This is a genomic window from Mesorhizobium sp. M0037, assembly GCF_040323635.1.
GTDB lineage: Bacteria > Pseudomonadota > Alphaproteobacteria > Rhizobiales > Rhizobiaceae > Mesorhizobium.
The window spans coordinates 180,347-192,624 of record NZ_JAMYVB010000009.1; the positions used below are offsets into that span (position 1 = coordinate 180,347).

General features: G+C 64.7%; 13 protein-coding genes. 2 read left to right on the top strand and 11 right to left on the bottom strand.

Annotated features, from left to right (window positions below; genetic code table 11):
- Positions 1 to 34 precede the first annotated feature (34 nt).
- From NKJ78_RS16045 to exbB, 9 genes are all read right to left on the bottom strand, one after another.
- Positions 35 to 979: an acetamidase/formamidase family protein gene (locus NKJ78_RS16045; RefSeq protein WP_352562505.1), complete on the bottom strand. Its 945-nt coding sequence runs from the start codon at positions 977 to 979 to the stop codon at positions 35 to 37.
- On the bottom strand, positions 969 to 2,564 hold the full coding sequence (locus NKJ78_RS16050) for an ABC transporter substrate-binding protein (protein ID WP_444849001.1): 1,596 nt from the start codon (positions 2,562 to 2,564) through the stop codon (positions 969 to 971). Before NKJ78_RS16050 ends, NKJ78_RS16045 begins: the two co-directional genes overlap by 11 nt.
- Positions 2,565 to 2,640: 76 nt before the next feature.
- Positions 2,641 to 3,561 (bottom strand): ABC transporter permease, encoded by a 921-nt coding sequence (locus NKJ78_RS16055; protein WP_023698726.1) that lies wholly within the window; start codon positions 3,559 to 3,561, stop codon positions 2,641 to 2,643.
- A gap of 13 nt (positions 3,562 to 3,574) precedes the next feature.
- Positions 3,575 to 4,477 carry an ABC transporter permease gene (locus NKJ78_RS16060; protein ID WP_023693235.1) on the bottom strand — a complete coding sequence of 301 codons (903 nt, stop codon included), beginning with the start codon at positions 4,475 to 4,477 and terminating at the stop codon, positions 3,575 to 3,577.
- The gene (locus NKJ78_RS16065) at positions 4,455 to 5,054 is read right to left on the bottom strand and encodes an ANTAR domain-containing response regulator (RefSeq protein ID WP_023737949.1); all 600 of its coding nucleotides are present in this window, start codon (positions 5,052 to 5,054) and stop codon (positions 4,455 to 4,457) included. Before NKJ78_RS16065 ends, NKJ78_RS16060 begins: the two co-directional genes overlap by 23 nt.
- Positions 5,051 to 6,145: a transporter substrate-binding protein gene (locus NKJ78_RS16070; RefSeq protein WP_023732923.1), complete on the bottom strand. Its 1,095-nt coding sequence runs from the start codon at positions 6,143 to 6,145 to the stop codon at positions 5,051 to 5,053. Before NKJ78_RS16070 ends, NKJ78_RS16065 begins: the two co-directional genes overlap by 4 nt.
- Positions 6,146 to 6,316: 171 nt before the next feature.
- Positions 6,317 to 7,285: an energy transducer TonB gene (locus tag NKJ78_RS16075; protein WP_023737950.1), complete on the bottom strand. Its 969-nt coding sequence runs from the start codon at positions 7,283 to 7,285 to the stop codon at positions 6,317 to 6,319.
- Entirely contained in the window at positions 7,282 to 7,740 is a 459-nt protein-coding gene (exbD, locus tag NKJ78_RS16080) for a TonB system transport protein ExbD (protein WP_023737951.1), read from the bottom strand. Before exbD ends, NKJ78_RS16075 begins: the two co-directional genes overlap by 4 nt.
- Positions 7,741 to 7,746: 6 nt before the next feature.
- On the bottom strand, positions 7,747 to 8,724 hold the full coding sequence (gene exbB, locus NKJ78_RS16085) for a tonB-system energizer ExbB (protein WP_352460300.1): 978 nt from the start codon (positions 8,722 to 8,724) through the stop codon (positions 7,747 to 7,749).
- A 344-nt stretch (positions 8,725 to 9,068) separates the two neighbouring features.
- On the opposite strand from exbB, the gene NKJ78_RS16090 reads away from it, so the two are divergent.
- A complete protein-coding gene (locus NKJ78_RS16090; RefSeq protein ID WP_023686098.1) occupies positions 9,069 to 9,737 on the top strand; it encodes a cysteine hydrolase family protein in 669 nt (222 codons plus the stop codon).
- 195 nt (positions 9,738 to 9,932) lie between these two features.
- Here NKJ78_RS16090 and NKJ78_RS16095 read toward each other — a convergent pair whose 3' ends face one another.
- Positions 9,933 to 10,892, bottom strand: a complete 960-nt coding sequence (locus tag NKJ78_RS16095; RefSeq protein ID WP_023732922.1) for an LLM class flavin-dependent oxidoreductase — start codon at positions 10,890 to 10,892, stop codon at positions 9,933 to 9,935.
- Between the two features lie 170 nt (positions 10,893 to 11,062).
- Complete coding sequence (locus NKJ78_RS16100) at positions 11,063 to 11,218, bottom strand: hypothetical protein (RefSeq protein ID WP_023670454.1); 156 nt, start codon at positions 11,216 to 11,218, stop codon at positions 11,063 to 11,065.
- Between the two features lie 232 nt (positions 11,219 to 11,450).
- On the opposite strand from NKJ78_RS16100, the gene NKJ78_RS16105 reads away from it, so the two are divergent.
- Complete coding sequence (locus tag NKJ78_RS16105) at positions 11,451 to 12,218, top strand: SDR family NAD(P)-dependent oxidoreductase (RefSeq protein WP_023686096.1); 768 nt, start codon at positions 11,451 to 11,453, stop codon at positions 12,216 to 12,218.
- Positions 12,219 to 12,278 lie beyond the last annotated feature (60 nt).

Consider the following 12,278-nt stretch of genomic DNA (forward strand, 5'->3'; position numbering starts at 1 on the left):
AGCAGCGGGGTGGGGGTGCGGCGCCGACGTACCGTCATTCAAACACGCAACGCGGAAAATAGAACGACACCACCCAGTTCGGCATGTCGACGATCTCGCTGATGCGCAGGTCCCCGCACACCGAGGCCAGTATATAGGCCTCGACCGGATCGATCTGGTAACGCCCAGCGAGCAGATCGACCATCTGCGCCACCGCCTCCTTCGCGCCCGCCATCAGATCCGGCCCAATCCCCGTCGTCACCTCGTAACCCTTGGCGTCGAGATGGCGCGTCACCGGGCCCGGCGTGGTGAAGCGCGGCGTCTTCAGCCTGGCGTCCTTGACAAGGTCGAGCTTGAGCACGACGTCCATCGGGCTCTCGATCGCCGTGCCGCAGACCTCGCCATCGCCTTGTGCGGCGTGCGTATCGCCGACCGAGAACAGCGCGCCGGCCACCTCAACCGGCAGATAGAGCGTCGTGCCGGCAGCGAGATCGCGGATGTCGAGATTGCCGCCGACCCGCCGTGGCGGCACCACCGAGTGAAGCCCCATCTCAGCCGGCGCATTGCCGATGGTGCCGGCGAACGGCTTCAGTGGCACGCGCGCGTTTTTCCCGAACAGCGCCGGTTCGAGCGCGGCTGCATCGTATTTCCAGATGTTCAGCGCCGGTTCCGTGAAGTCGTCGGCGAGCAGGCCGAAACCGGGAATGTTCGCCGTCCAACCGAAGCCGGACGGTTTGAACATCTCGATCGTCACCTTGAGCGCGTCACCCGGCTCGGCGCCCTCGACGAAGATCGGCCCGGTCACCGGGTTGACCCCGGCGAAGTCGAGCTTGACGATTTCGGCGACCGTGCTGTCGGCGTTCAGCTGGCCGCCGGCGGCATCGAGGCACTGGAACTCGATGGTCGCGCCGGGCGCCACCCGCTCGGCCGGGACAAAGGAATTGTCCCAGCCGAAATGGTGATGGCGCCCATGGATGGTGTAGTCGCAGCTATTGCACATCTTTTACGTACACATTGTCATAGTTGATCGGGATATGGACCGGGTCGACATAGAGGTTGTCGGCGCCGCCCATTCGGGCGGATTTCATGGTGAAGCGCTGTTCGTTGAAGACCGGCGCCCAGGGCGCGTCTTCCATCACCTTGTCGTAGATGGCGCTCCACATCTTGTCGCGTTCGCCGGCCTTTGCCGGGTCGACCACAGAATCCGCCTCGGCCGCCTTGGCGTCGAGGTCCTTATTGCAGTACCACGACCAGTTCCAGCCGCCCGGCACCGCGCCGGCGCAGCCGAGGATCGGGCCGTAGAAATTCGACGGATCGGGGAAGTCGGCGATCCAGGCCATGCCGCCCGACCAGATCATTGGCGCGCCGGCCTTGTCACCGCCGGCGGCGATGACATTGGCCTGCGCCAGCGACTGGATGCTGGCCTTGATGCCGATGGCCGCCAGGTCCTGCTGGATCGCCTGGGCAATGCGCGGGTTGGGATCGGTGTTCATGGCGAACAGCTGCGTGTCGAAACCATCGGGATGACCGGCCTCGGCCAGCAGCGCCTTGGCCTTGGCTACGTCATAGGGATAACCTTTGTATTCCTTGTCGTAGCCTGGCATCGACGGTGGCAGCGGCTGGTTGGCCGGCACGGCGCGGCCGTTAATGATCTGGATGATGCGCGCCTTGTTGAGCGCCATGTTGACGGCCTGACGCACCTTCACATTGTCGAACGGCGCCATGGTGGTGTTCATGGTGACGTAGCCGGTGTGCAGCTGACCGCCTTCGACGACACGCGCCTTCTGCTCGGGATCGGCCATCACCTCCTGGAACTTGGCCGGCGGAATGCCGTCGCCGGGCACATCGATCTCGCCCTTCTGCAAGCGCAGCAGCGCCACGATCGGCTCTTGGCCGATCTCGAAGGTGATCTTGTCGAGATGCGGCAGGCCCTTGTGCCAGTAATCCGCATTGCGCTCGAAGACGATGCGTTGGCCGAGTGTCCACTCGGCGAGCTTGAAGGCGCCGGTGCCCACCGGATGCTTGCCGAAATCGGCGCCATATTTCTCGACCTCTTCCTTCGGCACGACATGGGCGAAATTGATGGCCATGACATGCAGGAAGGTGGCGTCGGGCCGGGTCAGCTCGAACTTCACCGTGTAGGGATCGACGACGGTGACGCCGGAAAGGCCTTCGGCCTTGCCGGCAGCGACATCGTCATAGCCCTTGATCGAGCCGAAGAAGCCGGCGCCGGGGCTCTGCGTCTTCGGATTGGTGACGCGGTCGAGCGAATATTTCACGTCGTCGGCCGTCATCTCGCGGCCATTGTGGAATTTCACGCCATGGCGCAGCTTGAAGGTAAAGGTCTGGCCGTCGGGCGAAATCTCGTAGCTTTCTGCCAGATCGGGTTTCAGGTTGGTGGTGCCTGGCTCGTAATCCATCAGCCCATCGAACAGGCTCTTGATCATCGACCAGTTCTGCCAGTCATAGCCGATCGCCGGATCGAGGGTCGCAACATCGTCCTTGTAGGTGATGGTGATGGCGCCGCCTTGCTTGGCGTTGGGATCGACCGTGTCTTCGGCGCGGACGCTTGTCATGCCGAGCATGAGGGCCAAGGCGGATGCCGCGACTGTGGATGCGAGAAACTTTTTCATTGTTGTGTTCCCTTTCTCTGTTTCATTTTCATCTGAGCTTGATGCGGGGATCGATGAACGGCGCGATGATGTCGGCGAGCAGATTGCCGAGCACGATGGCGAAGGCCGACACCAGCGTGACGCCCATGATGATCGGAATGTCGACGCGCTGGATCGCCTGCCACGCCAGCTGACCGATGCCGGGCCAGCCGAACACGCTTTCGACGACGACGATGCCGCCCATGAAGATGCCGATGTCGATGCCGATCATGGCGATGACCGGCAGGATGGCATTCGGCAGTGCGTGGCGGAATATGATGGCGCTGCGCGCCAGGCCCTTGGCCCGCGCCGTGCGGACATAATCCTGGCGCAGGACGTCTATCATCGACGAGCGCATCATGCGCGCATACCAGCCGGCGCCGAGTACACCCATGGTCAACGACGGCAGCACCAGATGGCGCCATGTGCCGTAGCCGCCGATCGGAAACCAGCTTAGCCGCACGGCAAAGACGTAGAGCAGCAACAGGCCAACCACGAATTGCGGCGCCGAGACGCCGACGAAGGAGGCGACCATCAGCGTCTGGTCGGTGGCGGTGCCGCGCTTGACGGCCGCGATCAGGCCCATCGAGAGCCCGATCAGCAATTCGCAAAGGATGGCGCCGACCATCAAAAGCAGGCTGGCCGGCAGCCGCGAGACGATGAGTTCGGTGACCTCCGAGCGCTGGATGTAGGAGCGGCCGAGATCGCCGCTGAGTAGCTTCGTCAGATAGTGCCAGTACTGGACCACGAAAGGCTGGTCGAGGCCGAGTTGCTGGCGGATGTTTTCCACCGTCTGCGGCGTGGCACTGCGGCCGGCGATCTGCCGCACCGGGTCGGCCGGCAAGAGGTAGAGCAGCGCAAAAGTGATCAGCGAGACGCCAAGCAGGATGAGCAGCGACTGGATCAGCCGGCGGCCGAGATAGGCGATCATGACCGGCCCCCCATTATTCCCGGCCCCTTTGCGTCGGATCGAGGATGTCGCGCAACGCGTCGCCGATCAGATTGAAGGCCAGCGCCAACGCGAGGATTGCGGCGCCGGGGAAGAACACCAGCCAGGGCGCGGCCTGGAAATAGGTCTGGTTCTCGAAAATGATGTTGCCCCACGACGCGGTCGGCGGCTGCACACCGATGCCGAGGAAGGAAAGCGTCGCCTCGAGCAGAACCGTGGTCGAGATGCCGAGCGTGCCCCAGACGATGATGGTCGGCAGCAGATGCGGCAGGATGTGGCGAAATAGGATGCGCGGCGCACTCGCCCCGATGCTGCGCTCGGCATCGATGAACTCGCGCTCGGCCAGCGATGAGGTCTCGGTGTAGATGACACGCGCCGTCTGCACCCAGTTGACCAGCGCGATGACCATGGCGACGATCCACAGACTCGGCTGAAACACTGCCGCCAGGCAGATGGCGAGCAGCAGCGCCGGGAACGCCATCATCAGATCGGTGAAGCGCATCAGCGCACTGCCGATCCAGCCGCGGAAATAGCCTGCGGTGACGCCCACCAAAGTGCCGATCAAAAGCGCCACGCCATTGGCGACGATGCCGATGATCAGCGAGGTGCGGGCGCCGTAGAGGATGCGGGTCAAGAGGTCACGTCCGAGCAGGTCGGTGCCGAGCCAATACTGGGCGCTGGGCGGCAGCGGCGAGCCCTCGATGGTCAGGCCGTCGAACATCTGCTCGTTGGGATCGTAGCCGGTCAGCCGGGGCGCCAGCACAGCGCCGGCGACAACAATGGCGACGATGACCAGCCCGAGCAGCGCCAGGCGGCGTTTGACCAGCCGACGCCAGACGCCGGCGCGCGGTTTTGCCGGCATGCGTACCGGGAGATCAGGCGCGATGGGACTGGTCATCGCCGCCTTCCTCATCCGTCATTGCCACGATCCTGCGCGCGGCATCCTCGACGCTGATCTGCCAGCTCATCGCCAGCGATCGCAGTTGTGCATAGGCACGCTCGTCATCGCTGCCTTTCGACAGCGCCGTCACCGCGCGCACAATGGTCTGGCGCTCGGCGACGCGCTGGCGCAGCGACGCTATCTCGCCGGCTAAATGCTTGCGTGCCTCGAAGCTCTGCCTTGCGATCAGCAATGCGCTGTACACACCGGCATTGCCGACCGGCTTCAGCAGCTGCGCATCGGCCTTGTGCGACAGCGCCCATTCGATACGCCCCGGCGCCTCGGAACCGATCAGCGCCACCAGCGGCATCGGCCCCTCGCCCGGCTTCCACGGGAATTGCTCGTCAAAGCCGAGATCGGCATCGAAGAAAACGAAATCGGCGGCGAGAGCTTCCGGCGGCAATTCCGGCCAGCAGTCGATCGTAGCCAGGCCGATGGCCGACAATTGCCTGGTGATGGCCTGCACCGTCGGATGCGGGCGATGCAGGATGAAAGCCCGCGCGCCGCCGAGATTGGGGATGCGCGTCCGGGTCATGACACCACCCTCAGGCGCGGACGGCCGAATGTCTTGGCGGGGTCGTAGCGCGACAGATAGGGATCCGGCGCGACCTCATCCTCCTGGCTGACGACCTCGAAGAAGCCATCGGCGATCCGGCCGATGATCACCGGCAGCGTCGCGTGCTGGGAGTGGGCGTCGATGGCGATCGGCCCGAGCCGGGTGGAGAAGCGTCGCTCGGCGAAGGCTTTGGAAAATTCCGCCGGGCCGGCATCAGTGTCGCGCGACAGCACGTCGGCCATCACCTGCACCGAGGCATAGGCGGAGGCCTCGAAGGACGAAGCGAAGGCAGCCGGCCGGGGCGCGAAATAGGGCCCGACCGACAGATGCCCTTTCCCTGTCTCGCCGATCGCCGGCAACTCGCCTTCGGTGAGGTTGCAGGAGATGACGGGGCAGTTTTCCGGCCTGAATGCCGCATCCTCATCGCCCAGCTCGCGGTAAGCCGCCAGGAAGGCGTAGGATGAGGTGCCGATCAGATTGTTGAGGATGAAGCTCGGCCGCGTCGCCCGGACCTCGGCGATCAGCCGCGACACGTCGGTCTCGCCGATGCGCAGATAGCGCTCGCCCAGCACTTTGCCGCCGGCATCCGCGATCAGGTCGCGCGCCACGCGGTTCATCTCCCAGCCCCAAATGTAGTTCGAGCCGAGCAGGAAGCCGTTGGCGCCGAAACGCGGCACGACATGCGCCATCAGCGGAACCAGATGCTGGTTGGGGCAGGCGTGCATGTAGACGACATGCTCGTTGGCCTCGAACCCTTCATAGGGGCAGGCATACCAGAGCATGCCGCCGGCCTTCTCCAGCACTGGGATGGTTTCCTTGCGGCTCCACGAGGTGACGCAACCGACGACATGGCGCGCGCTGCTGGTCCTGAAAATGTCCTCGCACAAAGTCGCGTAGCGATCGGCATTACTTTGCGGATCGCGCTCGACCGGAACCACTTCGATGCCATAGCTCCGATCGGCATTGATGTCGGCGATGGCGCGCATGGCGCCCATCCGGCACGCATCGGAGACCAGCTGGTAGCTGCCCGAGCGGGAATACAGGATGCCGATCTCGATACGCCGTTTCAAACCGATCCTCAGAAATGACAATGCCCCGCAGCCAGCGCCGGAGGGCGAGGCATGCGAGGCATATTTGCCGCCCGGCGACCAAGGCCGGTATTTTGCGCTAGCGTATTCGGTCCGGCGGGTCAGTCAAGCGGGAAAGTACGTGGTCATGGGATCGGCCTTGTCCGGCTGCTTCTAGTTCCGCAGCGTGAACATCAAAGGCGCCACGACAGCCGTACCGGCCTTCTCAGGCGGTGGCGCGGGCACCGTCGCACCCTGCAGAATGCCGAGCGCGGCGCGATCGAGATCGGCGTCCCCCGAAGATCGTGTCAGCCGGACGGAGGTCACCTTGCCCGAAGCGCTGACGACGAAGGTCACATTTGCGGTACCCACGGCGCGCCGCGACCTTGCCGCGCTCGGGTAGCGCTTGTGCCGATTGATCCATCCGATCAGCTGGGAGTTCCATTTGCTTGCATTGACTGATGATCCACTCGATTGCGAAGCCTTCGGCGCCGACGCCTTCGCCGCTGCCTTTTGATCGACACTGGCGGTCACGACCGCTTTCGCCGGCGCGGCCTTTTCCTTCTTCTCTTTCTTTGCTTTCGGCTTGGGTTTTTCGGCAGCCTTCTTCGCCTTCTCGATCGGCTTGTCCTCCACCGGCTTGTCCTCCGTCGGCTTGGTCTCCACCGGCCTGGTCTGCAGCGGAATGACCACATCCGGCGCTATGGTCGGGACGATGTCGGGCACCACCTCATCCAGCGGCGGCGATTGATCGGGCTGCTCGGCCGCTGCCGTCTCGATCGGAGCGGCGGGTTGAACCGCTTCCGTCTTCTCGGTGACCGGCTCCGGCTGACCGGGCTCGGGCTCCACGACCGGCTTGAGTTCGGCAACCGCCTCCTCGATCTGGTTCGGCGGCTCGGGCGTCACCACGTCGGCCGCTGAGTCCACCCGCACCGCCGGCGCCACCATCATCGGCGACAGCTCGATAGCCACAGCCGGCGGGCCGCCATCGGCCATGTTGGCTAGGCTGAAGCTCTGCACGGCATAGGCGATCGCGACATGCGCGCCGACAATGACAATGGCCGCAGCCGCCCACAAACCGATCTCGCGCGCGCCGGCGCCCGGCGGGTCGGCGGTGGGAACGGCCGCGGCCAGTTGCGTCATGGGGCGGCGCCCGGGTGCGGCGGGGATGCGTCCGCTGGCACCCTCTCCAGCCCGACCAGCGCGATCTTCAGATAACCGGCGCCGCGCAGCAGGTTCATCACCTCCATCAACTCGCCATAGCCGACCGCCTTGTCGGCACGCAGGAAGATGCGGGTCTGCTTGTCGTCCTTGGTTCTGCCGTCGAGCACGGAGGCAAAAGCCTGGCGCGGCACGCTGTCATTGCCGATCGCCAGCGTCAGATCGTCCTTCAGCGTCAGGAACAGCGGCGTTTCCGGCCGCGGCGCCGGTGTCGCGGTCGAACCCGGCAGATCGACATTGACGTCGACTGTCGCCAACGGGGCAGCGACCATGAAGATGATCAGCAGCACCAGGATGACGTCGATGAACGGCGTCACGTTGATCTCGTAGCTTTCCTCGAGATCGCCGTCGATAGTCTCGCGAATTCTAGCCGCCATGGCCCATCACTCCGCCGCCAGCGCGGGCGCCTGCGGCACCGTGCGGAAATCGAGATCGCGGCTGACCAGCCGTTCGACCCCGGCCGAGGCATCGGCAAGGAGCTGCCGGTAGCCGGCTATCGACCGCGCAAAGACGTTGTAGATGACCACCGCGGGAATGGCCGCGACCAGGCCCATCGCCGTGGCGAGCAGCGCCTCGGCGATGCCGGGCGCGACGACCGCGAGGTTGGTGGTCTGCGCCTGCGAGATGCCGATGAAGGCGTTCATGATGCCCCAGACGGTGCCGAACAAGCCCACGAAGGGCGCCGTCGAGCCGATCGTCGCCAGCACGCCGGTGCCGCGCGACATGCGCCGCGCCGCCGCCGCTTCGATGCGCGACAGGCGCGACGTCACGCGTTCCTTCAGCCCGTCGCCGGTGACATGGCCGAGCGCACCGGCCGAAAGGGCAGTCTCTTCCTCGGCCGCCCGCACCAAAAGCGCACCGGGGCCGCCACTGTTGCCAAGCGCGCGCCCGGCCTGGCGCAGCGTGGCGGCATTGCCGATGGCGCGCGCAGCGCGACGGGCGCCGAGCTTGCCGAAGAGAATCTCCAGCGATTTGGCCAGCCACACCGTCCAGGTGACGAGCGAGGCGAAGGCCAACCCGATCATCACCGCCTTGACGATGATGTCGGCGGCCATGAACATGCCCCAGGGCGACAGATCGTGCGGCAGCGTCAGCCATATTGCCGAAGGCTCGGCCTGCGCGGATGCACCGGGCTGGGTTGCCGGCCGTAGCGCGGTCGGCGCCGCCTGCCCGGCAGCTGGCGAAGCCGGCGCGACAGGCGCAGCCGGTGCGGGCTGTTCGACTACGGTTCGCGCCGACTGGGGAGCTGCAGCGGGCACCGTCGTCACCCTGGGCTGCGTGTTTGGCTGCTCTTGCGCAGCAGCGCTGCCGGCCGACAGCATGACCGCGGCCAGCGCCGCCAACAAACCATTTCTGGACACGCTTCGTCCTCGCTTCGTCATTGCACGTACCGATCGGCTGGTCGGTGACGGGATGCGGGAACACCCCGATCTCGACCCCGAAAACTCCAGCCACGGATTCTGGCTTCTCTCAAACGCGGCACAGCCGCTGGAAACAATTCAGGCGGCCGAGTGCCCCTGCTTGACTATAAAACATGAGTTTAGTAGTCAACAAACAAGATGGCTTTTTTGGCCAACGATTGTGGGCGCGATGTCTCAACGGCACATCGTCCTGGCATCGGTCTACCTGGTGTCGTCGCACTGAGGGATGGACGGCCGCAGGGTTGCTGGGCCACGATACCGGGCAGCAATTGAGGCAGGCTGCGATGATCAAGGCGATACCGTTCGATTTCCCCTATGACGGCCGGCTGGTGCCGGCAAACACCGCGTTGCTGGTCATCGACCTGCAGGAGGATTTCCTCTCGCCGACCGGCTATTTCGCCAGGAAGGGTTATGACCCCGCGCCGCTCCGCGCCATCCTGCCGACAGTCAACCGACTGATATCAGCGGCACGCGCGGCCGGCCTCACCATCATTCACACCAGGCAGGGATATCGCGGCGACATGGCCGACATGACGCCGTACGAGAGATGGCGCCGCAAGCGGGCGGGTCTCGAAGGCACCGACGTGCTGCTGCGCTCCGGCCCCGGCTTTCAGATCGTCGCCGACATCGACGTCGCGCCGCACGACATCATCGTCGACAAGACCTGCAACAGCGCCTTCACCTACACCGACCTGGAACTTGTGCTGCGCGCACGCGGCATCACCCATCTGATCTTTTCCGGCTGCACGACCGATGTCTGCGTGCACACGACGCTGCGCGAGGCCTGCGACCGCAATTTCCAGTGCCTGACCATCGCCGATGCCTGCGCCAGCGGCGACCAATACGCGCATGACGCGGCGCTGCATATGGTGACGGTGGAGGACGGGGTATTTGGTACGCTGACGGAATCTGACGCGGTGTTGGAGGCGCTGGCAGTGCTGAGTGGTGATTAGACGCTGGCGGGACAGCACCCCTCTGCCCTGCCGGGCATCCCCCGCAAGGAGGGCGATCAGACATCACGTCGGCTTTCGCCAATTACCAACGTTGAGAGCCGGCGCTCAAGCTGCCAATCTTCCCCTTTGAGGGGGAGATGTCCGGCAGGACAGAGGGGGGTGCTGTCCCCGCCGGCGTTCCCGATCGCGATCTCGCTACCCAGCTGCGTGAATATCCGACCCGCCCCGCGAGGCAAACGCGCCGGGCTGCGGCACCTCCGCCTCACGGCGTGCCAGCGAATTACGCAAGAGCGCGATCGTCTCGCGGCCGACGCCGGCGATCTCGCGCGGCCTGTCGACGCCAACGATCATGAACTCGCTGATGCCCAGCGCCGCATAGGACAGCAGCGACAGGGCGATCTGCGCCGGTGGTCCGGAAAGTTCGACCGCCTTGTGTCCGACGGTAGAGGCGCCACCCTCCGAGCGGACCCGGACCGGAAGCGCAAAACGCAGCTTGCCGGCGCGGCCATGCTCGGCGGCGGCGCTGCGCGCCCGTTCCATCAGCTGGCGGATCTCGTCGGGCGAACCAGGCGCCAGCTCGAAGACGTCGGCATGGCGGCCGGCGACCTTCAGCGCCGTGCCGGACTGGCCACCCATGCGGATGGTGATATCGACGCCATGCGGCCCCTTGCGCGGCACATAGCCACCCTTGATGCTGTAGAACGCACCTTCATGGTCGAAGGGCCGGTCGTTCGACCACAGCCGCTTCAGCAGCACCAGATATTCGTCGATGCGCTGCCAGACCACGGTGTGGCCGACCGGACGCGTCTCGGCATCGTCGTCATCCAGCGGCTCGCTCAGCATCCTCAGCGCCAGCCGGCCGCCGCTCCTGGCGTCGAGCGCCGCCAGTTGCCGCGCCGCAACCGCAGGCGCGATCACGCCGGCCCAGTGCGTCAGCACCACTTCCAGCGACGAGGTGCGGTCCAGCGCCTGGGCGGCGATGTCCATATTGGTCAACAGCCCGGCCGGGTCGTCGACGACGATGTTCTGGAAGCCGGAATCCTCGATCAGCGACAGCTTTGTCGCCGTCTCGACGAAATCATAGAAGAACGGAACGGCCGAACCGGCGTCGGCGGCATGCGTTTTACCGGGAACATGCGTGAACTCGATCGGCATTGCCATCTCCTCCATCACGTTGGATGTATGTCGCCCAAAAGTGGCCCCGGTTTTTGAGACGACGACATGCGTAAAAACAAGCGGTCAGCGCCAAAGCGCATCCGCATTCGGTTCATCAACTCCGGTCACTCACTGAAAGCGATAGGTCGCCACCCTTCGGCCTGAACGGGTCAGGGAATCAAGCCGAGCACGACTGCCCCGGTGAACACGAACGCAAGGGCAAAGACGAGATAGGCGAAGGCGCCGGCATAGGCCGGGCGGAAAGCCTGGCTATTGGCCAGCCTCTGGCTGGTGCGGTCCGTCTCGGCGTTCTGGATATAGGACATATCGACCTCCGTCTTGCGGATTAATCTATAAAATCAGTAGACTTTGTCGAGTGCTATTTTTTGGCGATATGTAGAACGATTTTCTCAGTATGCCTTATTATTTGGTTTTGGATTGCTGGGGGACCCCTGCTGGCGACAAGCGAGCGACAAGCTTGGCCGACGTCTGCATAGGCGATAGCATCGCCATTCCGGCATAAATGCGGATCATTTCGATCGGGAACGGGAACAGAACATGGGTACAAGACTAGCCGGCAAGATTGCAATCATCTCGGGCGGCGCGACCGGAATGGGCGGAGCGGCCTCGGAATTGTTCGCCGCCGAAGGCGCCAAGGTGGCGATCATCGACCGCAATGGCGAGGCGGCGGCAGCCACTGCGGCGGCGATACGCGCGCGGGGACATATCGCCGAACACTGGGTGGCCGACGTCTCGGACGAGGCGCAGGTCGAGGCCGCAGTGAAGGCGGCGACTGCCAGGCTCGGCCCGGCCACGGTGTTGTTCAACCATGCCGGCACCATCGTGATAAAGCCGTTCCTGGAGACGACAGTGCAGGAATGGGACTGGCTGCATGCGGTCAATGTCCGCTCGATGTTCCTGATGACGCGCGCCGTGTTGCCGGGCATGATCGCTGCCGGTGGCGGTTCGATCGTCTGCACCTCGTCGATCTCGGCTGTGGCGGCCACACCCATGGAGGTGCTCTACGACACCACCAAGGGCGCCTGCCACATGTTCGCGCGCGCCATCGCAGTCGAATTCCGCGACCGCAACATACGCTGCAACGCCGTCTGTCCCGGCTTCATCCGCACGCCGCACGGCCTGCGCGAGGTCGCCGATCTCGGCAAGCTCGGCGTCGACGTGTCGGACGCCGCATTGGCCGCACAGCAGGGCCGCATCGGTGAGCCGGAGGAAGTGGCCAAGGCAGCGCTGTACCTCGCCAGCGATGAGTCCAGCTTCGTTAACGGGACGCATCTGTTTGTCGATAATGGTTTTACGGCGATGTGAGTATCCCAGGCTTGGCGCCCTTCCTCTCCCCCGTCGATCGGGGGAGAGGAAGGGCGCCAA

What these genes read in the sequence shown, in the direction of transcription:
- NKJ78_RS16060 (WP_023693235.1), bottom strand. Translation starts at nt 4,477, where the DNA reads ATGACCAGTCCCATCGCGCCTGATCTCCCGGTACGCATGCCGGCAAAA.
- NKJ78_RS16100 (WP_023670454.1), bottom strand. Translation starts at nt 11,218, where the DNA reads ATGTCCTATATCCAGAACGCCGAGACGGACCGCACCAGCCAGAGGCTG.
- NKJ78_RS16050 (WP_444849001.1), bottom strand. Translation starts at nt 2,564, where the DNA reads ATGCTCGGCATGACAAGCGTCCGCGCCGAAGACACGGTCGATCCCAAC.
- NKJ78_RS16095 (WP_023732922.1), bottom strand. Translation starts at nt 10,892, where the DNA reads ATGCCGATCGAGTTCACGCATGTTCCCGGTAAAACGCATGCCGCCGAC.
- NKJ78_RS16055 (WP_023698726.1), bottom strand. Translation starts at nt 3,561, where the DNA reads ATGATCGCCTATCTCGGCCGCCGGCTGATCCAGTCGCTGCTCATCCTG.
- NKJ78_RS16090 (WP_023686098.1), top strand. Translation starts at nt 9,069, where the DNA reads ATGATCAAGGCGATACCGTTCGATTTCCCCTATGACGGCCGGCTGGTG.
- NKJ78_RS16065 (WP_023737949.1), bottom strand. Translation starts at nt 5,054, where the DNA reads ATGACCCGGACGCGCATCCCCAATCTCGGCGGCGCGCGGGCTTTCATC.
- NKJ78_RS16075 (WP_023737950.1), bottom strand. Translation starts at nt 7,285, where the DNA reads ATGACGCAACTGGCCGCGGCCGTTCCCACCGCCGACCCGCCGGGCGCC.
- exbD (WP_023737951.1), bottom strand. Translation starts at nt 7,740, where the DNA reads ATGGCGGCTAGAATTCGCGAGACTATCGACGGCGATCTCGAGGAAAGC.
- NKJ78_RS16105 (WP_023686096.1), top strand. Translation starts at nt 11,451, where the DNA reads ATGGGTACAAGACTAGCCGGCAAGATTGCAATCATCTCGGGCGGCGCG.
- NKJ78_RS16045 (WP_352562505.1), bottom strand. Translation starts at nt 979, where the DNA reads ATGTGCAATAGCTGCGACTACACCATCCATGGGCGCCATCACCATTTC.